This is a genomic window from Chitinophaga sp. (genome assembly GCF_035538455.1).
Taxonomy (GTDB): Bacteria; Bacteroidota; Bacteroidia; order Chitinophagales; family Chitinophagaceae; genus Chitinophaga.
In genome coordinates, this window is the sequence record NZ_DATLKJ010000067.1 from 14252 (window position 1) to 37154 (window position 22903).

Here is a 22903-nt window from a genome sequence, read left to right on the forward strand (position 1 = left end):
AGTAATAGTTATCTGATTTGGAATGGCGGCTGCGACACATTGCTGTTACAGGCGGTGATGCTGATGTAATCTTGTCTGCCGGCTACCAGTACGGACCATGGCGTATCTGCCGTGACAGCCATTACAGGCGGGCCGTTTGTGCCATCTTTGTTTGTGAACATGGTAAACTCAGTTACAAAATCTATATAGTCTCGCTGCTCTACAAATTGCAATACTGACGACATCATCAGCGTACCGCCGAAAACGATGTCCTGCGAACCGGTATTGATCCAGGGAGACATAAACGCCTGCACTTCCCTGATCAGTTTTTTACCGTAAAAGTTCACGTCCAGTCCTTCTTTGAAGCGGATGTTTCCCTTAAAGTCAACAGGCTGATAAACAGGATTAATCACTTGTACCTTTGCAAAGGCAGAAGTACGGGGAGCAAGGTACTGGCTTACTTTTTCCAGAATAATCCTGCTCACTTTGGGGTTGGACTTTTCATCTGCCGGAAAGTCGTCTATCCGCGGGATTACTGCGAGGGTCACCCATCCGGGGGAAAGCAACTGTGCGATGTTAGCTTTTTCATCGCGGCACATTTTACTGTGCGGGATACATTTGATTTTGAATATTTCGGGAAATGCATCTAATATGATATGTTCATAATCGAATACATTAATAGCCCTTCCTTTATGGCGTAACCGTTCGCTTACACGGATGCGGAACTCTTCAGCGGTTTCTTCTCTTCTGCCACCGAAAGATACATAAGGCTGTAATACTTTGCTGACAGCAGCGTCCGGCACTACCAGTCCATTGATAGTTTGCGGCGGCAAGCCGGGTACCACTCTTGACGGGTCGTTGTTGTTGTTGACAAATACCACGCGTGCAGCCTGTGCCATCACTGCTATTGCTTCACAAACTGCTGTAGTATATCTCCCGGCACTGATGCGCAGCCAGTGTAAACCTGATGGTAATACGGTGTGTGCAGTGTCCGCATCCCAGGGCAATGCAATGGTAACGATGCCGGATGTCAGCAAACCCTGGGTATTATCACTGATCAGCTGTGTATTTTTCTCCAGCGGCTTCCATTCATTACCTGTGAGGTAGCTCCATTTCACATCGGCCGGACGTATATCCGGATCGGCGGTGAATTCAGACAGCTGGAACAGCAGGTTGATGTTGCTGCCTGCTATAGCTTGTTCCAGTCCGATATATAACGTGCCTTCTGCATCGTAGACAGGCATCAGGTGTAAATCATCCGCAGATGATAATTGCTTGTAGTTACCTATCTCATAGGGATACTGATGCAGCAGGGTAATATCTTTATCGTCGGCTGTTGCTTCATAAGACAGCGAGAAAGATTTGATGGTGGGGGTATAGGGAGGATTAGGTATATCAGCAGAGCCGGGAAGCTGCTGCTCCACAATTGCGTTCAGCACATCGGCGCTAGTGTAGGCAATCTGAGCATTTGTATCCGCATTGTTTGCTTTATTCCTCAGATCCTGGAAACTATCTCCGGAGCTATCAGGCGTTATGCCGTCTGCTGCGGATTTGGTGAGCGCTGTTTGGTTTTTTGTATTACCTGCCTGACTATCCAATACAACAATTCTTGCTTTGATATCATCGAGATTCGCTTTACCGATTTTCAACAACTGCCTGCCTAATACAGCTGCATACTGATTATGCAAGAAATCCCGGTCCAGGCTTAGCCGGATGAATCCATACAAAGAGGTGTTATTGTAGGGAGCCAATGGAGATGGCTGCGTCACCACAGGAATATCGGCAGTAGGAATATCCAGGTCGATTAATGGATTAGTGTTGTTAATCTCTCTAAACAACCTGAGTTTATCGCCTTCCGCCCTATCGGGCCATTTCCCATTCTTCAGCGCGTTTATTCTTACAGTAAAGGCTTCATTTATAATTCCAGCTTGTTCATAAGCTTTGTAATATTCTCCAAAATCGTTTTTCGGCGGCAGCCCCTCCCACTCCCAGTGTAGCTCCAGCTTTCCCAGCTTCTTCCTGAAAACTTCATCACTGCCGATAAAAAGATTACTACCAATTTTTGGTACTCCTGTAAAAGGCAGGAATTTATTGCTGGGGTCCAGTGCACCTTCATCATTACTGATGAATAGTTTCCTGACGTTCTCCACCTTTACGGTTATACGACTTTCTTTAATAACCAGGTGGCTCAACGTCTCATACAGTGGTTTATCTGTTTCCCCGATGTGATAATGCAAGCTATGATTAAATAAAATCCGTAACAGGGGCGCATTTACCGGATACACAGCACCGATAATGTCTGCCGGCGGCGTGGCTACAGCAGGTGCATCAGCTGCCAGTTTAAAGCTTATTTTCAGATCGGTACCTGATAGTTCAAGTTCAGGCTGCGGCGCAGATTTCCAACCATCAGCAGTGGTATAATCTATTTGCAGCAGCTTCTTTCCTGCGATACTTTTTGCCACATCGAGGAGCGTATCAATACCGGTATAAGCGATAAAGCTCTGCGGACCAGTTTTATCGTCATTCAGCCATTTCTCCTTCACATCATCGTTCTTCATTTTCTTCCTGATGTTACCGACTTTCTCTTTGTCAATACCTGCTTTTTCGAATGCAGCCAGTATATCATTGTTCAGGAGGTAATATGTTTTTGTCAGTTCACTTTGTAATGAATCATCCCCTTTCTGCAGTTTGATCATTACAATCACTTCCCTGCTGCCTTCATTTAATAACAGTACGGAAGAAGCCATGAGCAAACCAGTTGTTGCAAACGGGAAATGAGTTGCTACAGGATCAGGACTGTTCTTGCTGATATGATCACCTGTGCCCAGCACCGGCCAACTGCCTGTTGCGGGGTTTCTGAATGCCTCGCCGAGGCCATCAGCGCTGGCCGCTACGGGAGCTACGTAGAGATTAGCTTTATTATCTCTGAAGAGTGTACGGAGCTGGTTAACTTTCGCTTTATTCAATACTACACTTTCCTCTGTTTTGAAAACCACTTCTTTTCCGGTCGCATCTTTTCCTGCCTTTAATGAGGTATTATCTTTCAACAGGTAGTCAGGCAGTTGCTTTGCCAGTTCTGTAACAATGTGTGCGTGATCGGGCTGGAGCGGTCTTTTCTTCAGCTGCAGTACTTCTTCGTAGAAGAATTTAAGATGCTGGTCTGTAATAGTATTCATCTTTCCCCGCACCAGATCGAAGAGCCGCAGGAATGCATACAACAGACCTACATGTGGCTGGTGCTTTTGTTCTCCTGTGAGCACCTTATCAAAATCGCTCAGGGCAAAGGCTTGTGCCTGTTGCAGTCCTTTGTAGAAAATGGAGAAGAGTTCGTCCAGCTGTGCCAACATCTTCTCTCGTTTGCGCCGCGGATAATTTTTCAGTCTGACCAGCAAGGCATCCTTTGCAATCAGCTTGTCCATGGTAAGCTGCCAATTCTCATTCTGGCGGAGGATAGCAATGTTGTTCACGGCTTCATCGGGGAGCGGACTAAAAGTATTGGCCATCGCGATGAGACGATAGAGTGCTTTACTGAAATCAGTCCGAACCAACGCGGTCAACATTCCCTGCAGCCCGGTGGATGTATCTATTTGCGACTGCCAGCTATTAAGCTGCAACACCATGTCCATTATCCGTGAAAACAGTGACCAGAATTGGTCTTCCGGCTGCTGGCGGGAGAAGTTGCTGCGTGCCTGATGGTAAGCGGTATCAAACGCGGAGATATCCAGTTGCTGTACTGCGGCATATTGAAAAGGAGGATTATGGCGAAAAAAATCCTGCCAATCGCCCCTGGTAGTGAGTAATGTGTCTGCCTTCTGGAAAGGGGAGTATATGCTGTCATCATAGTACAGCACATACCTGGCATAGCGGTAGAGGAATCCCAGCAGCTGAGCTGTGCTGCGCTCATCTACCTTCAGCTCTTCTGTAGCGAGTGCGGCGATCTTCCGTTGCAGCTGGCTTACGCCGTCGCGCACCAGGTTTCCTGATATGTTATTTGTAGCATTCATTATCTAATTGCTGTAATTGTATTTACGCCATCTGCATTTCCTTCTCTTATATAGAAATCGTACACGAAGTTGTACCTGGAGTTGGTGGCTTTGATGGTATAGTCAATATTGATGCGTAAGAATCCCTGCACAGCATCCCAGGAGTCGGATTCAGTAACGGTGATGTTATCTGCTTTGATCCTGGCTTCATAGAACAGGATGGCATTTGATACGAGATCGATGATGAAACCGACCAATGTATTATTGATGGCTGCAAACTGGTAGTCTGACAGGTTACAGCCATACTGCGGTACCATCACACGTTCTCCGAGGCTGGTAGACAACAGGATACGCAGGCTCTGTTCAATATCATCACGGCCCACAGCCATGAGCGCGTAGCCTTCGTTGTTGTTATTGTCATCTTCTTTGCGGAAGGTGGGCGGAAATGCCCAGCCACAGCCTAAAAAATCTTTCGAATCGAGCATATGCGAAAATTTTATTCATCCACCTATCATTACTGTCGGTAATCCGGCCACGATAGTGCCTCCGTGTGCCGTCATATCGCCCATACGGGCGGCAGGCTTACCGCCTATCATGACGGTTGCCGATCCTTTGATGATCACGTCCGGCGGGCCAACGCACGTCAGCATATCTCCGACTACGGCGGCAGGCATACCGCCGATCAGCACGGTAGGTATTCCAGGTCCGGATACGGGTCCGCCTACATGAGGCACGACACCGGTGACCATAGGACAAACATGTATATCAGTTAACCTTGCGGCGGGAGGCATAATCGTATGTATTACGGGTTAATTAATTTTCACTATTCCGCCCTGCAGCTCCAGCATTGCTGAAGAGGTGACTTTTGCGCCTGCCTGTCCGCTGAGCTCAGCGGTGGCATTGGCTTTTGCAGAGATGGTAGTTCCTTCCATCTTTATGTCTGTTCCAGCTTTCAGTGAAAAAGAACCGGTAGCTTCCATTTTGATGTCAGCAATGCTTTTGATGGTGATACCGCCGGATTCCATTTTGATGACGTTACCATGCTGATCCTGTACCACAATTGCTTTGTCTTTTTCACTCAGCTCTATAAAGTTGCCAGCGGGCGTTTCCATCCGCATCACTTTATTTTCATCATCGAACATTGTCTTCATCTTGCTGCGTGTAACGAGACCTTTGATATGGTTGGTATCCTTTGCCTGTACAGGTGCGGGCTTAGCGCTGCTGTTCAACATTCCCAGCACCACAGCAAAGCGGGGATCACCATTTACAAAGCCGACAATTACTTCATCTCCTATCTCTGGTCTGAAGAAGTAACCACGTTCCTTTCCTGCATCCAGTGAGGCCATACGTGCCCAGGTACCTTTGTCGTTGTTGTCTACCAACGGCATTTTCACAAGGATGCGATCTTCCCCATCCGGGTCATTTTCCAGTTGCACGACTACGCCGATCTGCAAGCCTTGTATTGCCGGTACCAGGCCGGCAGCGGGTGTTTCAATGATATCGGGTTTGTGATAAAACCATTCAGGTGATACCCCAAACTGCAACTGAGTTTGCCAGATGCCGTCCTGATACTCATGACGCACACCGCTGACATAAACCGGCCCGTTGAAGCGGTTACCAAGTCCTTTCAGTTCAATGGTATCACCGGGTATGGTAGCGGGTGAGCCTTTTATCTTTGCACGACCGCGGATTTTGGCCATCCTGCTTTTCAGCATGGCAGATGCGGCCCATGCTTTCAGTTCCTGCTCGTCAATCAGGCCACTGTGACGCAGCTCCAGCTTTTCCGGAGACACTGCTTTAGCAAGCTCGCTACCTTTGATATTACCGGCTTCTTTAAACGACACAGCGGAGGCCGCAGATTCTTTCAGCTGCTGATCCTTATAACTCCATGAGCTGGCATTTACTTCCTGCCACTGTGTACGTGCATCCATCTCTGCTTCAAACTCCTGGATAGTTTCACCGTAGACGAGCGTCAATACAGGGCTCGCCAGCGATGGTCTGAGCATGTCCACTTTTCCGTTCTTTGCCAGCAGCAGGCAACCGTTCATTTCTGCGCGGCTTAATGTAAAATCCCAGTCTGTGCAATAGTATTGTACCAGTTCCTTATGCTGTATATCGGTGGATTCCAGCTTACCTGCATGGCTGCCCAGTATCTGCTTCAGCGCATCACTATCGGTTACATCACGGAAATATTTGTTCTTCCTTCCGAGTGTAAGTGACACTGCTTCATCACGGCAATCGAGCTGTAGATATGCGGATCCCTGCTCATTGGCGCGGATACTGTGTTTCACAATTATCCCCTTAAAAACGGTGTCTTGCTTACCATCACGGCCCACTTTGACCTCAATTTTGTTACCGGGGATGAAGTCGGCCGATTCACTGGAAGCAAACGTTGCGTTGGCTACATCTCCATCCACGAGCAACAGGCGTGCAGACGGGATCATATTGACCTCGTTCACCACTGAAAGAGCGCGCAGTTTATAGTCTGCTTCGTCCAACCGGCGGCCTTCCACTACAATATTCAGTTGCGTGTAGTCGTATTGTTCCGGCGCCGGTATCACCTGCTCATCTGGGGTTATTTGCGCTGTATCTGCCATTGTCACGGTGTTTTAGGATTATCTGATTGCTTTACCGGCGGGAATATCAGCTCCTGGTCTGTTTTGAGTGATCTTAAACTTGCCAGCGAATTATAGTAGGCTACCTGCGGATATAGTGCGGGATTTCCATAACTTTTATAGCAGAGCAGCGGTAATGTATCACTATCTGCTACCTTCACGCTGTGGAAGAGGTCAGGTGATTCCTTGCCCTGTTCCTTCACCCGTTTCGTTGGTGCTACATACTGCGTAAAGTTGGCGCTCACTTTGGCTCTCAGTGGGTTCCCATTAGGTTTGAACAGCACATAGTTGATGTCGAGCGATACGAGAATACAATCAAACTTGAACAGTCCCCACTGAATTTTAAGATACGCAGGCCGGTGTGATTTACCTTTCATCTCATACACGATATCCAGTAGCTTCTTCACCTGTTCCCGCACTTCTGTGCCATCGAGTATATTACCTTCAATGGTACCGGTATTGTCGAGTATGAAGTCGAGCTTCAGCTGCTCGGGAGGTGTGAACTTGTACTCCGGATCGCTGCCCTGGTTCCCGCCGGTGGATTTCTGCCTTGCTTCCACCTTATAGGACTGTGCATAACTTTCCGGATTAATGGGAATCACGAACTCACCGCCGGCTGAAAGTTGCAGCACCGGATCCAGGTATTGACGGATCACAATCTTTTCAACGTTTGCCGTTTCTTTCTTTGTTGCCATCAGCGTTCTCTTTGATCTTTGAGAATTTCCAGTACCTTTTCAACGCAAGCGCGGACGAGCATTTCCGGAGATCCTTCCTCATGCTCATTCTTACCCGCATTTCCTTTACCGCCGGCTTCATCGACAACCACCTTAATGACCAGTTCTTTTATTTCTACGGGCATAGACAGGGTGTTTTTAAGGTGATGTTATTCGAGTGTGAAATAGTTGTAGTTAAGTTCAAACGTTTCGATCACCACTTCCCCTTTATCGGCATTGAAGTCGGCCACCTTCCAGTTCTTGGGCCAGGCGCGGTGCACCTTCCAGGTCATGAGTGGCTGATGTTTTTCATCCAGCAGACTGACGACCAGGTCAACTGGTGAGAAGGAAAAGTTTTTGAAAGCATCGAGACACCATTTTGAGATGGAAGAGTCTGACGGTTTGAAGATGCCCCTACGCAGCACCAGGTCTGTGCATTTGTTGCGTACGGGGATTACGTGTTCAAACCGGTTCTCGCCTCCTTCCCGGAAGGATTCCGTCTGCATCTGGAAATTGAGTCCTGATACAGACTGGAAAAGGATATCATTGCCGGATCGTTGTAGTCCGTCTTTTCCTCCGAAGAGAAACTCTACTTTAAAATGAAATCCTACCGGTGGATAAACGCCTGTTGCCATGATTATTTGTTTTCAACTACCAGCCCTTCATGTACCAGCTCAATGCTTTCGATCGCGATCTCATTCGCATCAGCTTTGAGGTCTGCGGCCTGCACTTTAATGGGCCATGCATTCTTCACCTTCCAGGTAATGATAGGTTTGTGGGTTTCATCTAACAGTTTGATGGTGATGTCGCGACGGTATTTGCCGTTCTGTTCCTGGAAGAAAACGGTCTCTTTCCACCAATCGAAGTACTCATTGTCTGACTGGAATGTACCGCGCTTCAGCGTTATGTTGCTGTATTTCTGAAGTCCGGGTTGTTTGGTTTTATGATACTCGGGGCTGGCGCCATGACGGTATTCAATTGCTTCCGTTTCCACTGTAAGCCCGGTAACTTCTGTGAAGCCGATATTTTTACCACCCCAGTCTACCTGGAAGTGAAATTTCGGTAATGGATAATTTGCCATTTTTATGCTTTTGTTCGGTTAGTTGAATGTTTTTATTTCTTTGTTTCACATGCTTTCGCGGCCAGTGCTGCGGCCAACGCGCTATCCAGAGCTTCCTTCCTGGCCTGTGCGAATTCACGTTTGCAGGTAGCTTTCTCCAGTTCTTTCTGCAGTCGTTTCAGATCTTCGAGTGCTTCTTCGTACTGGTGTTTGGTTTTTGTGTAGAAGTCGCAAGCTTCGTCATCCATTGGGAATACGGGCACCTTTTTGGGATGACAGGATGCGCAATCACCTACACCGGGTTTCCGCGCGTCAGTTACCAGTGTATGCATGTCCGTTACCTGCTTCAGCGTACCATTCTCTCCTGCCAGTTGTTCCCACAGCTCCTCTTCGAGATGATAGGTAGCCAGGAGCAGGTTGACAGCGTCTTTAATTGCTGCCAGGGCGACGTCCATTGCTGCTTTCAGTGCCTGCAACAAATTCAGGATGGAACCGGGACCATTGGAGGGTATTTTGCAGTCGATGCGGTCTGACAAAATCTTTATCAGTCCTTTCAGTACTTCGGAGCAATCCAATACTTTTCTGGTTTCACAGATCAGTATTTTGACAGCCTCGACGCTGAGGGAAGCGTTCTCTCCTATTTTCTCATTTTTCTGGCGGGTACGTTCCAGTGTGCCCAGATAGATCATGCCCAGGCGATTGGTTTCGGTGACAGTGCCCAGCACATCGCCGAGTACTCCGGACCAGCGTCTTGTTTTGTCCAGCGCGCCCGCCTTCTTTGACTCTTCCGCTTTTGCGGAATCGAGATGTTGTCCGGCCTCGGTGCTTTCTTTTTTGAGGCGGTCAATGTATTGTTGTACGGTATCGTTATTTAAAGCCATGATGATGTAATTGATCGGTATGATAAATAAGGTGTTGATTTATTCTTCCACCTCGTCGTCGTGCTGACCGCAGGAGCCGCAATGTTCGCTATTGAATGTATCTTCCGCTTCTTCCGCTATTTCATCCAGGCTACGGCAGTCATGACATTCTACGTGTTCCACAAATCCGCTGACAGCAATCACTGCGTCTTCGTAATTTGCTGCCTTGTACTTTTCTGTACTGGCGGTGCTCAGGCCTTTCAGCGCGTCACCGAGCGGCTTGCGGGAATCGTCATACTTCTTCTGTGAATCTTTTACATTGGCTTCTACATCTGTGGCGAGCTTACCACCATCAGCCTTTGCTGTTGCCACCAGTGCAATGAGGCTATCGATGTTGATGAAAGCATTGATACCAGATACCTTAACGGCCGCCTGTGCTACATCGTCGACCTGGTCTACAATCTGGTCTGCATAGGTTACGAACTCCGCTACGCTGTCTTCAATATTTTTCTTACCGGCGCCTCCTTTGGCGAGGCATTCCCTGATCTGTTTCAGTTCTTCAGAATTGCAGGAATCAGCTACGGCATCCTTGAGTTGTACAGCCAGATCATCCATTAATCCGATCTTTCCCTTAGCTGCTTTGATGGCTGCTACAGCGGCGTCCAGAGAAGTTTTCACATCTTTGTTCTTCTGGCCGATCACTTTACCAACAGTATCGGTAAGTCCATCCAGGTCCTGGCTGGAATAGACGGTAATACAATTGCTGAGGAAATTGTATTCCTTTACAGCGCGGGCATATTTATCATTGACCTTTCGTTCAATGCATAATGCATAGTCAGCGGTTTCTGTTTTGGTGTTTTGCAAACTCAGATCGGCGGTAGCCCGCTGCTTTTCATCGGCCAGCGTGATTCCATACGCCTTAAGCAGCAGTTCAAACTGGGAAGGGCTTCCCGGTACGCAGGGCTGCTGCGGGGTTTCGTTGGGGGTTTTATCTGTTGTCATATCTGTCAGATTATTTTTTTGAAGGGGTTAAATAAGCTGTTGGAAGCTGAAAGTAATTAGCCATCAGCTCATGATTCCTGCATCTTGTGGCTGAAGCGGAGTATGATAAATTCTGCCGGACGAACTACTGCCAGACCTATTTCAACGATCATTCTGCCTTCCAGTATATCGAATGCTGTCATGGTTTCATTGATACCTACTTTCACGTAGAAGGCATGTTCGGGCTTGGCGCCTGCAAGAGCACCTGCTCTCCACTGATTGATCAGGAAGTTTTCGATCATGGCCTTCACCTTCACCCAGGTGTTAGCGTCGTTGGGCTCAAATACAAATGCTTCTGTGGCTTTCTTGGTAGATTCTTCTACCATATTGAAGTAGCGGCGCACAGAGACATAGCGCCATTCGTTGGAGTTGCCGTTCAGCGTACGTGCCCCCCATATTTTGATGCCTTTACCGGAGAAGAAACGGATAGCGTTGATGGACTTACCTGCATTGGTGTCTACGTTGAGGTTCTGCTGTATGCGGTCATTAATATCACAGGTTACTCCGGAGACAGAAAGCAGACCTTCATTTGCGGGCGCCTTCCACACACCGCGATCATTGTCTACACGCGCGTAAACGCCTGCCACGGCTGCACTGGGAGGTAATAAGATAGAGTAATTGGAGATTGCCAGCTTTACGTTTGCTTTCTCCAGGTTGTTCAGTCCATCGAAGGTGGGTGCACTACCACCTTTAATGGTCACTGTTGAAGCTGTATAAACGTAATCAAAGGTGGAGCGGATATTAGGAAAATATACGGCGCCGTAGCTGAGGTAATCACCTGAAAGACTGATGGCATCGCGGAAATCTCCGGCAGCAGTAAGAATATCGCCTTCTGTTTTCAGCTTTACACCATTGTTGAAGAGGTCCATAATCACGAACCGGTCCTTCAGGTCAAAGCATTGTGTGAGGGCCAGTTCCAGCAGTGACTTATAAGTATCCTTAGGCATGTTCTGGCCTTCGGGGAAGATGATGAGTGTAGGTTCATCCTGTTTTCTCAGCTCTGTCAGTGCATTTTCAAAGGGGGCCTGATCAGTGATCGGTGTACCCAGTTGCAGATAAGCGCCGGTGGATATAATGTAGCAGGGGCCGCCGCCGTTGGCAAAGAACTGCTGCAGGGCATAGTACATGATATGCTTTGAAGCCCCTTTGCCGTCGCTTTCATCGAAGCTCACGTTGTACTGTTTACCGGTACGAGGGTCGTCGTTAATGGACACCACCAGATTAATTTCCGGCTGCGGACCACCGAAAATATTCTCGTATTCCAGCAGGGAGCTGATACGTACGGGAGTTCCGAAAATGTCCAGACCATCCTTGCTGGCTTGTTGTGTAAAGCCGATGAATGCAGGGATGGCTGTTTCTACCGCGGTAATGGAAGGCGGGAACTTCGAGATTTCCTCAATATACACTCCTGGTGTATAGTATGTGTTTGCCATAGTTGATCAGTTTATAATTTCAATTTTGGTAACATAATTTCTGAACAGATAAAATTTTCCTGGCGGCTGAGCAGCTCTCCTGAAGGGTTGGGCAAGTCTGTGGCCGCATAGGATACTTTTCGGTATGACTGCATCAGCGTATAGGGCTGTTTGCTGATAAACACCTTCTTCATACCCGGAGGCACCGGCAGTACGTCATCCCAATTACCGTCTGCCACGGGGGGCTCTCCTTTCTGCAAATAGTATTTCCAGTAAGTGGCCCTGCTGGCGAAGCGTAGCTCAAATGCCGGCGCAGCTGGTGTTACCAGCATCCCAGTATTATCTATCAGGCGAAAGGCAGGATCGGAGGTAAACATAACCAGATCCAACACGCCCCAGGCGTCCGGTTGATAGAGCTGTGGATTAATGAAGATGGCATAGCTGCGATCATAATTATTACCGGCGGCTGTCAATGTATACACTCCGTTGGGTACCGGGGCAAAGTTGAGTTGTACTTCTTTCAGGCCAGTGGCATCGCTGAAGGAAAGTGTTTTCACTTCCTGCCCGTTTTGCAACAGGCGGAAGGTGGCAGTGGTAACGCCGGACTGGTCGAATGTAAAGCCGAAAGAAGCAGGCAGGAGGATACGGTCATACTCGCTGATGCAATGAAAATCATTTATAGTTTCCCAGCCGGAAGCGGTGCTGGTAGTCCGTTGTATGGCTTGCGAAGGCACGCCATTCACCAGCGCTGTTTCTCCCATTTCGTAGAGGCGTTTGTCGACCGCAGGTTGCAGTGGTGCCGCCAGGGATGGATATGTTTTTCCGCTTACAGTACCGTCGTTTGTAAAGTAATAGTTGCCCTTAAATATAGTATTGAGGCGAATATTGCTACGTATGGCCAGTGCTGCATGTTGTAATTTAATGGCAAACTGCAACCGTAGCTTTCCGTCAACGGGGATCTCCGGCTGCAATATGCCGCCAGTTAATTTTGACGCGATGCCCAGCAGCAGGCCGGTGGCCATTTGCCTGAACACAATATGCTGTCCTTTCATCAGCCTCTCTGTTGCCGGGAGTGGTGTCACCTGCAACTCTTCCATCAGCGAATACCTGTTATCCATCAGTAATCCTGACAAACGGTTCTGTTGCTCTGCCGGTGACAGTCCAAAATATATGCTGTCTTCCCTGTCCAGGTAAAATGCATGGAGCATGTTCACCGTGGCCAGCCTGCTATAGGTAATCTGGAAACTCATGGTTTCATTTCACATTGCGGGTTATAGGTGTATGTTATGTTGTGGTTATTGTTGTAGTATCTCCAAAAAAATGTCGTGTTATCTATTATCCAGGAGAGAGAAATGTATCTTTCGAACGGATCTCTTCTATTACGTTTCCAATACCGGTAGTTCTGTTCTCTGTGATCTTCACCAGTCGGATCTTATACAAAGCGCTTGGCATCTGCTTTCCACCCAGGGCTCCCCACAGATGGTTCAGTTGTTCGAATGAAAGCGAGAACAGTTCAAGATGCAGCTGCAGATCATCCAGTTCTGCTCCACTATTTATCAGTGCTTCGTTAGGGGAGTTATTCAGTGTGAAGCTTGTTTTTCCCTGAAAAAACTGTATCACCTGCGAAAGCCTTGATAAGGCGTCCTCATAATTTTTATAGTGCGCTGATACCAACATATACAGATTCAGATATACAGGTGGGTTATGATAGGTGATCCCTTGTGCGCTCCTGTAATAATGTGCTGAGTTCTTTAATGCTGCTTCTTCTTCAATATTCACCATGCTGAGAATAATCCGTTCCTCTGCTCCCGGAGGTCTGTCGGGTGTTTCGAGTGTGGCTACATTATCAAGCACCACGTGTCCGTCAGGGTCGTTCCCCATAGGATTGAATGACTGAATGTAGTTATCCAACTGATCTTTTAATAACTTAAAAGCAGTGAAAATCATTGTCTGTATTTTTTAACAAGGTGCACGGAAGTAAGGCCGGAGGCAGTTGCCAGCAGCAGTGTACGTGGTAATATTACATTTACAAAAAGGAAATGACGCAGAGAATACAGTCGGGTATTCCATTACAGTAGGCACAGCAAAACCGCTACGATGAATGGGATAAAGGTCACCATTAAGTACAGGTTGCACTTACTGAAATACATCAATTAAACAAATTGTTTTCTTTTCCGGGCTTTGTAACTGTTCTTTTGAGGTTTACTAATCGGCAGTTTTCTTTGGAGTTTTGGAGTTTGTCAAACGTTAACTACAACACAATAAAGCTATATCAATTATTTCGAATTAAAAAATTTTTGTGTTGCAAAAGGCAAAAAATACGTAAAAATACTTATGGGAAATACTACGTACACAAACGGAGGTCACCTAAAAAAACGATACAGCCAATTCCTCTACTGTAAAGGATTTCACAGGAATCTCCCCTTTTCTTTACATATCACAAAAACACAAACAACCTATGCTGACATTCGCTATAGATCTAAAAAACTATCATCATTCACACGCTCAACACAAAGAGCAATGGAAAGAAAACAGAATATTTATAGCTTTGCCGCCCGGTATTCAACATAAAAAAAACTGATTATCATGCTATGCATCGTTCCCTGGTTTATGCTTCCCTGCCTTTCTTTGACAGCATGAAGATGCAGTCCCACAAAGGGTATTACCAGAATAAAAACTGCCTGATGTATTACGCTTCTGCAACCAGCGACATCTTCGGTTTCTTAGTAACAGGCAACATTCCTCAGCTGGATAATGATTGTAAGGCAGACATACAAGGTAACTGATGATGCTCTCAAGCCTCACCAGCCGACCACTTTTATTTTATAAGCAATTGATAATGATCCTGTATATTGCAGCGGTAAATCCATTTGTTCAGATAAAGAACCCACCATGAGCTTATTCAGAAAATTGTTCGGACAGGAGAATGCGCCAACTAAGAAAAAACCAGGTAAGTACGAACCGATGCAACATGAAACTAAACTGGGACTGATAGAAAAACACGGCGGTATTGCGCTTGACAAACAACATGATCTTTCAGATCTGATCGGTGATAACGACTGGAATGCTGATCTTGAAGCCGGTACTATCACCTTTGGGCCACACACCTTTCCTATACAGGTAATTGGCACCTATTCTTTCAGCTCTCATACATTCCTGTGGGCGTGGGCCAACAGAAAATCTGATATAGCCCAGGCGTTATTACAACAGGCTACACAGCTGAGGAAACTGGGACAGGATAACGATATTAAAATGTTTACGCAACCGCAGTTTGACGGAGATATCAATGATGCGCATTGCATTGGGCTTATTGCATCCGGACTGTTTGATGCCAGTGCGTACTATATTGCCAACTATGGAGAAGGCGCGTTGCTGGTGACCATTAAAAGCGACGTCATTGACCAGGCGCGTAATAGTACACCATTCTTTCGTATTCCGACTGTCTTTCCGCAACTCATATCACTATTTGAAATGCATCACCGGCAGGCGTTAGTACATTACCTGACGAGCAGCGGGTACGAGATCAGCAGCAATGAAGATGGCCGTCAGCTTTCGGCTTCCCGCAATGGTCAGCATATCACGGCCTCCTTTGATGAACAGTGGAGATTAACGGAGCTAAAGGCCGGCAACTAATTCAATGCAGCCACTTCTTCTTCAAACAGACTTTCGATCGCCTTAATTTCTCCGGCAAACATTGTCTTCTTACGTTTGCCGAAGTATAAAGTGTTCTCAATGATGTTATCCCCTTCCCATACGAGTTTTACCTTACCCGTCTGTAATTCATTACGGCAAAGAAAATCCGGCATTACAGCAAATCCTTTGTTATCGCTCAGACAACGCACAATAGAGCATTTGTTGGGCACAATATAATTGGGCTTAAAATCAGGATGCCTATTGAAATTAAGCCGCCAGAATCTACGCAGGTTTTCCATGTCGGCAGCAGTGCTATACCATATCTGTTCTTTTAACCATGCCTCTGCCTCTTCATACCGTTTCTTCTTCAACAGATTCTGAAATATGCGGCTGTCCTGCTTTCCACCACCTACCAATACGATACGCTCTCTTGAAAACGGCTTGTATTCGATGTTTGCCTGGCTTCCTTTCTGTGGTGTGATGATAAGATCGAGCAGTCCGTTGTCGAGATCCTGTTGCATCTCGGGGTACTCTCCGAATTTGATGCTCACATTGAAGGGCAGCGAAGAAATATATTGTTCCAATGTGAACTGGAATGTTTCCAGGCACATGCCGATGCTGATATTATGTTTATTGGCATCTGCACTTTTATGAAAATGCTCTTCAGCAGACTCCAGTTTATTGACTGCTTCCAGGATAAAGTTATAGAGTACTTTGGCTCTTTCTGTAGGTACTACCTTACGGGTTGCCCTGTCGAACAGTTTATAGCCTACATATGCTTCGAGTGAGTTCAGGTGCAGGCTAACCCCTGGCTGAGAAATATAGAGCTGTTGCGCCGTTGCGGTCAGAGATCCCGTTTCATATATGGTTTTGAAGGTACGGAACCATTCCAGATTCAGTGGCATAATTTATCATTTTAATGATGCAAATGTATAAATTAAGTAATTATTATAATGAATCAAGCTGAGGTAATATAGCTTCGTCGCTTAATATCTCAGCATTTAACCTGGGTGTGTAGCGATAGGCTCGTATGTGGGGGGAATTGTAGTGGCGCAGGAGGGATTGGGTCTTGCAGCAACGCCGTGGATAAGCGCGCTGATCGTTTTATTTGGAACGGTACTGACGGTCATTTCTTACAGGAGCCAGCAAGCTGGTGTTTAGTTGTTAGCAGTTAGCTTTTAGCCAATAGCTAAAAGCTAACTGCTGTTTCAGATCATCAGGGGATCTGGCAGCAAGGGCGGCCAGTACCTGGGCTAGTAGCGCGGCAGCTGGAAATAAGACGGGTGTCTTCTGTGCAGGTGGCCAGTATAGTAGCACCACCATTGATTTGAAGTTGCTGTGCATTGTTCAGCACTGCCACTGTTTCTTTTGAAAGCTGGAGCTTTCTACCCAGTTCGGGTTTTCTTTTTTTCATAATCAAACGGATAAATTACACATCCTCCCCTGTCTTCTGCCGGGCGGCAATGCCGTGGGGCGGTTATTCAGCATGTATAGGTGCTCTCTGTCTGAGGTAACAGTGATTGATCGGAAAGCACACCATTCCCGGCGGCTGTAGTACAACAACCGGAAACAGTAGCTTCACCGGGAGAATTAAACACCTGATCAGTTGTCAGCTCAGCAATAGATGCACGCCTCCTGCATTGGTGGTATGGTTACACAGGTTTCAAATCTTGTGTAATCGCAGTTAGTGCAGTTAGTGCGCAGGGAGATTGCTCCGCCGGCCAGTTGCGCCTGTTTTTCAGCAGTCAATGAGGCAATGGTCGCTTTGTTGAGAGACAATTTTTTGTCGAGCAGAATTGTTTTCTTTTTCATGGATGGAAATTTACAGGTTAAGAAGTACGGGCCTGGATTGTTTTATCCGGGTTTTGAAAATACGTGCTAAGACTACCAGTATCGGATACTTGTAATCGGGTCACATCAGGTTTACACCAACATATTAGCAATTATGCTCAGGATCAGGATGCTGATAAATTCACAGGGAAACTCAGGGTGACAGTTCCATTTTCATAGCATTACATTTATAAATTTAGCAGAACACTTTCCCTCTTCAGGCAAATAGCATAAAACTTCAGGGGGAATTCCATTGGTCATTAAGTCGGGTAGCACATCGTTGTGTCAGCTAGTTCAGATTTTGATCTTTGTGATTCTGAAAGTAAGAAAAATTACATGATTAAAAAAAAATGTTTTTCGATATAAAATATCTTTGCAGCCAGAAAAGATAATCATGAAAAGAATAACGGAACCAGCTACGGAGACTGATTACCCAGCGCTTACCAATGTGTGGGAAGCATCTGTAAGAGCTACCCATCATTTCCTGGCAGAAGACGACATACAATATTTCAGGCCGCTTATGCCGTTTCCCATTCTCTCCATGGCGCTTCGCCGATAACCAGGTTTTTACCTCGAAGGCTTCATTATCTCATCCGCCCACGCCGGCTGGCGTAAATGTATTGCTGTGAAATCATCAAACACCGGCTTAATATCAATTACAGGCGTACCATCAAAGGCATCCAGCCCGCTTACAACGATCGTACGGCCCCGGCGCTCGAGCAGCCCAACCCTGGTAGTACCGATGTGGTTGAGACGGCGCTGGTTGCAGTGTGCATAGATGCCTACTTCGGGGAAAGATTTATTATCACGCGGATGTCCTTTGTAGATAAAGTCTGCATGACCAATCTTGTTGAAGTGAAAAAGGATATAGAGGTGCGAAAACGTTTCTATCCCATCAAAAGCTTCGGCCGGTATATCTTCCGCGAGTGTTATTTCAGAGATGCTGTTCTTCATTTCCGCCGTGGTCCCCTGTTTTGCTTCGTTGCGGTGAACAAAAGCTATGGGCCTGATTGTATAAGTTTCCATTGTTGCGTTTTCAGTACAGATAAAGGTAATCAAATATCAGTCAGGGATTTTCTACCGGTAAAAATTTCATTCATTATCTCCTCCTACCAAACCAAAAGCACTCTTTCACTGTATATATTCATGATTGACACAGATGCGCGGACACCGTACCTCAAACCTAAAACATCATGAGCTCTATCAGTTACTATCTCAGACAAGCATATGTACTCCTGTTTGCCAGGAAAGCATTCTATAAAGCGAACCTGCTGCTCTACAAACTGAGTATGCGCGGCATGGGAATACTTAATTATGAGAATGAGATTGTAAGCGGGGAAAGGGCCTTTATAAAGTTCCTGCAAAAGCAGCACCGGCTGGACAAAGGTGTTATCATGGACGTGGGCGCCAATATCGGGAATTATGCGGTGATGCTGCGGAACAAGAACATACAGCTTCCTATTCTGGCTTTTGAGCCACATCCTGTTTCCTATGCAAAGCTGCTCGCTACAGCAGATAAGTATCATTTCCAGCCTATCCCCGTAGGGCTAAGCGCGGAAGTCAGCACTGCCACCATTTACGATCATGCGGACAACAGCGGTTCAGAACATGCCAGCATGTACCGGGAGGTGCTTTCAGAGCTGCATCACAGTCCACCTGCCGGTGTAGACATTCAGCTTTCCACGATTGATGATATAGTAAGTGAGTATAACATCACGCACATTGCGCTGCTTAAAATAGATACCGAAGGCAATGAGTTGAATGTACTCAAAGGTGCTACCAGCACATTACGCAGGGATATGATCGATTGTATACAAGTGGAATTTAATGAGATGAACGTGATCTCGCGGACATTCTTCCGGGATCTTATCGATATTCTTCCCGGCTTCGATTTCTACAGGTTGCTACCCGATGGACTGCATCCCCTGGGGCCTTACAAGGCAGCTGTATATGAAATATTCGCATTTCAGAACGTTATCGCCCTGAGACGCAATCCTCATCAGTAAGCATTTCTATCGCCCTTCACCATATTCATGACTGTCTGGAAGATGATCTGTATATCCAGCCAGAAGGTATAATGTTCTATGTACCAGAGATCCAGGTTTACACGTTTCTGCATTTGTCCCAGCTGACGGGTTTCGCCACGGCAGCCATTCACCTGTGCCCAGCCAGTGATACCGGGTTTCACCATATGGCGCAGCATGTAATTCTCCACCGTACTCTTGGATTCGTAATGTAATGGCAACGGATGAGGTCTGGGGCCAACGATAGACATATCCCCCATCAGCACATTGATGAACTGTGGCAGCTCGTCGAGGCTGGTTCTGCGCAGAAAGCTGCCCAGCGGCGTAATCCGCTTGTCGAACTTCATAGCCTGCAAGTATCGTCCGTCATTATCTGTGTCCCGGCTTTCTGTTTTCATAGAACGGAACTTATAGCACATAATACGTTTGTTGCTTACGCCCCACCTCTCCTGCCTGAAAAACACCGGTCCGCGCGATGTCAGCTTGATGAGTATCGCGATGATAGGAAACAGCCAGGTGAACACTGTAACAAGCAAAATAACGGTAATGCATATATCAAAAAAACGTTTAAACGCCTGCCTGGTTACGTCATCCAGCGGGCTGCTGCGAATAGTAATCAGCGGGAAATGGCCAAATACGTGCATGCCTGTGGTGGAGGTACAGAAACGGTGACAGTCTGCAATAATACGCACCCTCTTGGCTTCCTGCTCACTGGCCATAATCACACGGGCAGTCTGTTCTGTCTGCGTACCGGGCAACGCCACGATCACATCATCTACCTCATGTGTCTCCAGTATACTCTTCAGCGATGAAATATCACCGAGGTATTGCTTACCGATGCCCACTTTCGCATGATGATCATCTACAAATCCCACGCACCGGTAGCCGAACTGCTCATTGGAAGATATTTCGCGGTAGAAGTTCATACCGGTTTCCCCGGCGCCAATGATCACCACATTCCTGGTATTATATCCACTGCTGCGCATACGGATCAATATCCGTTTGATGATAAAACGGCAGGTAGTGATCATCACGAAGAGCAACGTGGTATACAAGCAGGTGAATGTTCTGGGGAACGGGTAGTATTTGAAGCAGTAAAAGAAGAGGAAGGAGAACACACAGGCATGGATCAGCGAGGCCTTCAGGATGGCAATGAACTCAAATGAGAAAGACCGCAGCCTGAAATCCTCTACCAGGTGGACCGCCATGCTGCTGACAGCCCACGTAAAAAAGCTGATCAGCAACAGCAGGAAATTAAATCCGGACATAAACACATCTCCTTTCCCGTGGATGTACTCCCGCGCACACAGGAATGCCAACAGGAGCATTACATAGTCTGAACTCTGTCTCAGAAGAAGGCTTGCGCGGATATTATTTTTCATAAGAATAGTATTAATGAGAACTGTTTCATTCTGCTATACTGATTGTGTGAAAAAGCTTTGTAAATTTTTCTTCTATCTGCCTGATGTTAAAATGGTCTTCTGCATACAAACGTCCGTTCTTTCCCAGCTCCTTCCTGAGCTCATGATCAGCCACCAGCTGCGCTATATGTTTACACAGCAGCTCCACCTGACCTGGCAACACACAGAAGCCTGCCTTATGCTGCTGTACGATACGCGCACTGAGGTTGTGCTGTGGCATGGCCAGCAATATGGGTTTACAGGCACACAGGTAAGTCAGCACTTTTGACGGCACGGAATAAATACCGGCGTCGTCTTCCAGGATAGCCAGTAATATATCTGCCGTTCCCAGCACATCGCTGATTTGTGAGAAGTCCTGAAAAGGTAACAGGAGCATATTGTTAAGTCCCAGGCGCTCCCGCTCCTTCTCCAGGAACTGCGCCCCCAGTCCTTCTGAGATCACGATGAACATAATCCTGTCGTCGTCCCGGAAGTGCTCTGCTGCTGCTGAGATGATAGAAGGGTTATGCTTCAGCCCTAACGTTCCCGAATACACGATGCAGATCTTGTCCACCAGGTTATGCTGCCTGGCCCAGTTGTTATCTTTTGCAGAAAGGTATATTTCGGAGATTGGCGCCCAGTTGGGTATGCAGGTCACTTTGCCGGGATTGATCCGCCATTCGCTAAAGATGTTATTGAAATCCTCCGTGATGCTCACAATATGTGTGCTGGCTTTCAGCAGCTTCGTTTCAAGGTACTGGAAATACTGCCACAACGGGAATCCCAGCATCCCTAGCTTCTGTTGTGCAATCTGCCGGATAGCTACCGTGTATATATCCTGACACCAGTAAACAAATTTGATACCCTGCCGGCGGCAGTACCTGAGCAGGTGCTCCTGCACAAACAAAGGCGTGGTGCCGCTGAGTATCACCTGTGGTTTGAAAGTATTCAGCCGTTCCACCAGTCTGGACGCATATTCGATTTCCTGTTTTCTTCTTTTGATCAGGGAATATTTTGCGAATGCCTTTTTGTGAGTGATGGGAAAGATGGTAAGATTACCAGACGGGGAAATGTTGAAATTCCCTTTGGGCGACTGAAAAGAAGTGGAATAGGCATGCAACACCTCATGGCCGCTGGCAGCCAGCTGACGGCTGAGTTCCAACGTGAAGGCATGACCCGAATGATCGTTCAGTACTATGCGCATACCGTATTAATTTATGAATGATGTGGTTTTGCTTCCTGCGAATTTCTTCTCCCAGCAGCACCGGTAAAATTGAGCTGTTTCTTCTACACACTGCGGCCATGAAAACTGTTTCACATGCTGCAATCCTTCTTGTATCAATTTCTCCCGGAAAACCCTGTTCTCCAGCAATCGTATTTTATCAGCGAAGGCTGTGGCTGATAAGGTATTCACCAGCAGTCCCGCACCTCCTGTTACTTCAGGAAGAGAGCTTGTATGAAAGGCCACTACCGGGCAACCCGCTTTCATAGCCTCTCCTGGCGGAAACCCAAATCCTTCATAGGCAGAAGGGTACAACAGGCAATGTGCATAGTTATACAGCCGGTTCAGGTCTTCGGGGTCCAGTGCACTGAAAATATGATAGCGGCCGCCGAGGCGGTTTGCTATCTCCCGAAGCTCACGCCGGTTCCATGTTTCCCCGCCGGTAACCACAAGGCGGTATTCTTTTGGCAACCGTTCCATTACCTCCAGTACCAGGCTAAAGTTCTTGTACAAGCGCCTGGCTCCTACATATAGTATATATTTCTTCGTCAGGTCTAATGGCAAGGCATGCACGTCGTTTGGGGACTGGCGCAGCTGGAAGAAATCATCGCTGATACCGTGATGTATCACTGTGATCTTTCCCGGATCCGTATCCGGGTAAAAATGCAGCAGGTCGCGGCGGGTACTTTCTGAGATACAGATAATACCATCCGCACGACGGATGCCGTACCGCTTCTGCTTTATATTGAAAAGCGAACGGGGAAACGCTGTTGCCAGCCTGCGTTCGTGGCTGAAGTCGTGCACCGTCATGATATTGGCGATGTTCTCCTGCGGAGACACACGGAGGTAACTGCCATGAAACAGGGCTTCTTCGGGCAGCTCATACTGCAAGGGGAAATAGCGCAGGTACTTCGGCGGTATATTACTTTCCTCCTGTATGCATTCCATATTTGAATAGCTAAGGCGTTGTTCATAGATGTTGAACGACCGCTGCCCAGCTTTCAGCAGATGGAGCGGAATGCCGGTCCGACTGAGCCCCAGCAGCAGCTGGTACCAGTACACCGAAACGCCGCCTGTGTGCTGCATGTTGAAAATGATATTATCCAGGTATACCTGCATACAATATTTTAT

The 22903-nt window shown here is 47.1% G+C and carries 24 protein-coding genes; 4 read left to right on the forward strand and 20 right to left on the reverse strand.

The genetic code is table 11. The features are described from left to right. Nucleotides 1–8: 8 nt before the first annotated feature. The 13 genes from VM802_RS07840 to VM802_RS07900 form a co-directional block, all read right to left on the reverse strand. The gene (locus VM802_RS07840; protein ID WP_325529272.1) at nt 9–3983 is read right to left on the reverse strand and encodes a baseplate J/gp47 family protein; all 3975 of its coding nucleotides are present in this window, start codon (nt 3981–3983) and stop codon (nt 9–11) included. Beyond that, a complete protein-coding gene (locus VM802_RS07845) occupies nt 3983–4447 on the reverse strand; it encodes a gp25 family contractile injection system sheath assembly initiator (protein ID WP_325529273.1) in 465 nt (154 codons plus the stop codon). Before VM802_RS07845 ends, VM802_RS07840 begins: the two co-directional genes overlap by 1 nt. A gap of 15 nt (nt 4448–4462) precedes the next feature. Further along, nucleotides 4463–4753, reverse strand: a complete 291-nt coding sequence (locus tag VM802_RS07850) for a PAAR domain-containing contractile injection system baseplate protein (protein ID WP_325529274.1) — start codon at nt 4751–4753, stop codon at nt 4463–4465. An 18-nt stretch (nt 4754–4771) separates the two neighbouring features. Next, nucleotides 4772–6559 carry a type VI secretion system tip protein VgrG gene (gene vgrG / locus VM802_RS07855; protein WP_325529275.1) on the reverse strand — a complete coding sequence of 596 codons (1788 nt, stop codon included), beginning with the start codon at nt 6557–6559 and terminating at the stop codon, nt 4772–4774. Between the two features lie 2 nt (nt 6560–6561). Next, the gene (locus tag VM802_RS07860; protein ID WP_325529276.1) at nt 6562–7272 is read right to left on the reverse strand and encodes a CIS tube protein; all 711 of its coding nucleotides are present in this window, start codon (nt 7270–7272) and stop codon (nt 6562–6564) included. Further along, the gene (locus VM802_RS07865) at nt 7272–7436 is read right to left on the reverse strand and encodes a DUF5908 family protein (RefSeq protein ID WP_325529277.1); all 165 of its coding nucleotides are present in this window, start codon (nt 7434–7436) and stop codon (nt 7272–7274) included. The genes VM802_RS07860 and VM802_RS07865 overlap by 1 nt, the downstream gene beginning before the upstream one ends. 24 nt (nt 7437–7460) lie before the next feature. Next, nucleotides 7461–7925 carry a phage tail protein gene (locus VM802_RS07870; protein WP_325529278.1) on the reverse strand — a complete coding sequence of 155 codons (465 nt, stop codon included), beginning with the start codon at nt 7923–7925 and terminating at the stop codon, nt 7461–7463. Nucleotides 7926–7927: 2 nt separating this feature from the next. Then, entirely contained in the window at nt 7928–8371 is a 444-nt protein-coding gene (locus VM802_RS07875; protein WP_325529279.1) for a phage tail protein, read from the reverse strand. A 32-nt stretch (nt 8372–8403) separates the two neighbouring features. Next, nucleotides 8404–9231, reverse strand: coding sequence for a hypothetical protein (locus VM802_RS07880; RefSeq protein ID WP_325529280.1), 828 nt, complete (start codon nt 9229–9231; stop codon nt 8404–8406). Nucleotides 9232–9270: 39 nt separating this feature from the next. Then, complete coding sequence (locus VM802_RS07885) at nt 9271–10212, reverse strand: hypothetical protein (RefSeq protein ID WP_325529281.1); 942 nt, start codon at nt 10210–10212, stop codon at nt 9271–9273. 68 nt (nt 10213–10280) lie between these two features. After that, entirely contained in the window at nt 10281–11684 is a 1404-nt protein-coding gene (locus tag VM802_RS07890) for a phage tail sheath family protein (protein WP_325529282.1), read from the reverse strand. Nucleotides 11685–11695: 11 nt separating this feature from the next. After that, nucleotides 11696–12913, reverse strand: a complete 1218-nt coding sequence (locus tag VM802_RS07895; protein WP_325529283.1) for a hypothetical protein — start codon at nt 12911–12913, stop codon at nt 11696–11698. Between the two features lie 85 nt (nt 12914–12998). Continuing rightward, nucleotides 12999–13610 carry a contractile injection system cap protein gene (locus VM802_RS07900; protein WP_325529284.1) on the reverse strand — a complete coding sequence of 204 codons (612 nt, stop codon included), beginning with the start codon at nt 13608–13610 and terminating at the stop codon, nt 12999–13001. Nucleotides 13611–14254: 644 nt separating this feature from the next. Between VM802_RS07900 and VM802_RS07905 the strand changes: the two genes are divergently transcribed. Together VM802_RS07905 and VM802_RS07910 are read left to right on the forward strand one after the other, a co-directional pair. Next, a complete protein-coding gene (locus tag VM802_RS07905) occupies nt 14255–14449 on the forward strand; it encodes a hypothetical protein (protein ID WP_325529285.1) in 195 nt (64 codons plus the stop codon). Between the two features lie 106 nt (nt 14450–14555). After that, nucleotides 14556–15296, forward strand: coding sequence for a DUF6882 domain-containing protein (locus tag VM802_RS07910; protein ID WP_325529286.1), 741 nt, complete (start codon nt 14556–14558; stop codon nt 15294–15296). Here the strand turns inward: VM802_RS07910 and VM802_RS07915 are convergent. The 3 genes from VM802_RS07915 to VM802_RS07925 all read right to left on the reverse strand — a co-directional run bounded on the left by VM802_RS07915 (nt 15293) and on the right by VM802_RS07925 (nt 17108). Further along, nucleotides 15293–16201, reverse strand: a complete 909-nt coding sequence (locus VM802_RS07915; RefSeq protein ID WP_325529287.1) for a LysR family transcriptional regulator — start codon at nt 16199–16201, stop codon at nt 15293–15295. The two genes, VM802_RS07910 and VM802_RS07915, sit on opposite strands and share 4 nt — an antisense overlap. 311 nt (nt 16202–16512) lie before the next feature. Next, nucleotides 16513–16710: a class I lanthipeptide gene (locus VM802_RS07920; protein ID WP_325529288.1), complete on the reverse strand. Its 198-nt coding sequence runs from the start codon at nt 16708–16710 to the stop codon at nt 16513–16515. Between the two features lie 200 nt (nt 16711–16910). After that, nucleotides 16911–17108 carry a class I lanthipeptide gene (locus tag VM802_RS07925; RefSeq protein ID WP_325529289.1) on the reverse strand — a complete coding sequence of 66 codons (198 nt, stop codon included), beginning with the start codon at nt 17106–17108 and terminating at the stop codon, nt 16911–16913. A 412-nt stretch (nt 17109–17520) separates the two neighbouring features. On the opposite strand from VM802_RS07925, the gene VM802_RS07930 reads away from it, so the two are divergent. Further along, nucleotides 17521–17685: a hypothetical protein gene (locus VM802_RS07930; RefSeq protein WP_325529290.1), complete on the forward strand. Its 165-nt coding sequence runs from the start codon at nt 17521–17523 to the stop codon at nt 17683–17685. An 8-nt stretch (nt 17686–17693) separates the two neighbouring features. On the opposite strand, the gene VM802_RS07935 is transcribed toward VM802_RS07930, so the two are convergent. Further along, complete coding sequence (locus VM802_RS07935; protein ID WP_325529291.1) at nt 17694–18152, reverse strand: SAM-dependent methyltransferase; 459 nt, start codon at nt 18150–18152, stop codon at nt 17694–17696. A 167-nt stretch (nt 18153–18319) separates the two neighbouring features. Between VM802_RS07935 and VM802_RS07940 the strand changes: the two genes are divergently transcribed. Further along, nucleotides 18320–19132, forward strand: a complete 813-nt coding sequence (locus VM802_RS07940; protein ID WP_325529292.1) for an FkbM family methyltransferase — start codon at nt 18320–18322, stop codon at nt 19130–19132. Here the strand turns inward: VM802_RS07940 and VM802_RS07945 are convergent. Genes VM802_RS07945 through VM802_RS07955 form a run of 3 tightly spaced genes read right to left on the reverse strand, consistent with a single transcriptional unit; the run spans nt 19126 to nt 22891 of the window. Next, nucleotides 19126–20532, reverse strand: a complete 1407-nt coding sequence (locus VM802_RS07945; RefSeq protein WP_325529293.1) for an undecaprenyl-phosphate glucose phosphotransferase — start codon at nt 20530–20532, stop codon at nt 19126–19128. The two genes, VM802_RS07940 and VM802_RS07945, sit on opposite strands and share 7 nt — an antisense overlap. Before the next feature lie 25 nt (nt 20533–20557). Further along, nucleotides 20558–21754, reverse strand: coding sequence for a glycosyltransferase family 4 protein (locus VM802_RS07950; RefSeq protein ID WP_325529294.1), 1197 nt, complete (start codon nt 21752–21754; stop codon nt 20558–20560). Nucleotides 21755–21760: 6 nt separating this feature from the next. Continuing rightward, nucleotides 21761–22891, reverse strand: coding sequence for a glycosyltransferase family 4 protein (locus tag VM802_RS07955; RefSeq protein ID WP_325529295.1), 1131 nt, complete (start codon nt 22889–22891; stop codon nt 21761–21763). Nucleotides 22892–22903 lie beyond the last annotated feature (12 nt).

Bases quoted from the DNA above. Each gene is read 5' to 3' on its own strand.
- VM802_RS07910 (WP_325529286.1), top strand. From the start codon at position 14,556: ATGAGCTTATTCAGAAAATTGTTCGGACAGGAGAATGCGCCAACTAAG.
- VM802_RS07940 (WP_325529292.1), top strand. From the start codon at position 18,320: ATGAGCTCTATCAGTTACTATCTCAGACAAGCATATGTACTCCTGTTT.
- VM802_RS07955 (WP_325529295.1), bottom strand. From the start codon at position 22,891: ATGCAGGTATACCTGGATAATATCATTTTCAACATGCAGCACACAGGC.
- VM802_RS07875 (WP_325529279.1), bottom strand. From the start codon at position 8,371: ATGGCAAATTATCCATTACCGAAATTTCACTTCCAGGTAGACTGGGGT.
- VM802_RS07950 (WP_325529294.1), bottom strand. From the start codon at position 21,754: ATGCGCATAGTACTGAACGATCATTCGGGTCATGCCTTCACGTTGGAA.
- VM802_RS07915 (WP_325529287.1), bottom strand. From the start codon at position 16,201: ATGCCACTGAATCTGGAATGGTTCCGTACCTTCAAAACCATATATGAA.
- VM802_RS07925 (WP_325529289.1), bottom strand. From the start codon at position 17,108: ATGAAAAAGAAAACAATTCTGCTCGACAAAAAATTGTCTCTCAACAAA.
- VM802_RS07900 (WP_325529284.1), bottom strand. From the start codon at position 13,610: ATGATTTTCACTGCTTTTAAGTTATTAAAAGATCAGTTGGATAACTAC.
- VM802_RS07935 (WP_325529291.1), bottom strand. From the start codon at position 18,152: ATGGAAACTTATACAATCAGGCCCATAGCTTTTGTTCACCGCAACGAA.
- VM802_RS07845 (WP_325529273.1), bottom strand. From the start codon at position 4,447: ATGCTCGATTCGAAAGATTTTTTAGGCTGTGGCTGGGCATTTCCGCCC.
- VM802_RS07905 (WP_325529285.1), top strand. From the start codon at position 14,255: ATGCATCGTTCCCTGGTTTATGCTTCCCTGCCTTTCTTTGACAGCATG.
- VM802_RS07885 (WP_325529281.1), bottom strand. From the start codon at position 10,212: ATGACAACAGATAAAACCCCCAACGAAACCCCGCAGCAGCCCTGCGTA.
- VM802_RS07840 (WP_325529272.1), bottom strand. From the start codon at position 3,983: ATGAATGCTACAAATAACATATCAGGAAACCTGGTGCGCGACGGCGTA.
- VM802_RS07895 (WP_325529283.1), bottom strand. From the start codon at position 12,913: ATGAGTTTCCAGATTACCTATAGCAGGCTGGCCACGGTGAACATGCTC.
- VM802_RS07850 (WP_325529274.1), bottom strand. From the start codon at position 4,753: ATGCCTCCCGCCGCAAGGTTAACTGATATACATGTTTGTCCTATGGTC.
- VM802_RS07860 (WP_325529276.1), bottom strand. From the start codon at position 7,272: ATGGCAACAAAGAAAGAAACGGCAAACGTTGAAAAGATTGTGATCCGT.
- VM802_RS07870 (WP_325529278.1), bottom strand. From the start codon at position 7,925: ATGGCAACAGGCGTTTATCCACCGGTAGGATTTCATTTTAAAGTAGAG.
- VM802_RS07865 (WP_325529277.1), bottom strand. From the start codon at position 7,436: ATGCCCGTAGAAATAAAAGAACTGGTCATTAAGGTGGTTGTCGATGAA.
- VM802_RS07890 (WP_325529282.1), bottom strand. From the start codon at position 11,684: ATGGCAAACACATACTATACACCAGGAGTGTATATTGAGGAAATCTCG.
- VM802_RS07920 (WP_325529288.1), bottom strand. From the start codon at position 16,710: ATGAAAAAAAGAAAACCCGAACTGGGTAGAAAGCTCCAGCTTTCAAAA.
- VM802_RS07930 (WP_325529290.1), top strand. From the start codon at position 17,521: ATGAAAAGAATAACGGAACCAGCTACGGAGACTGATTACCCAGCGCTT.
- VM802_RS07880 (WP_325529280.1), bottom strand. From the start codon at position 9,231: ATGGCTTTAAATAACGATACCGTACAACAATACATTGACCGCCTCAAA.
- VM802_RS07945 (WP_325529293.1), bottom strand. From the start codon at position 20,532: ATGAAAAATAATATCCGCGCAAGCCTTCTTCTGAGACAGAGTTCAGAC.
- vgrG (WP_325529275.1), bottom strand. From the start codon at position 6,559: ATGGCAGATACAGCGCAAATAACCCCAGATGAGCAGGTGATACCGGCG.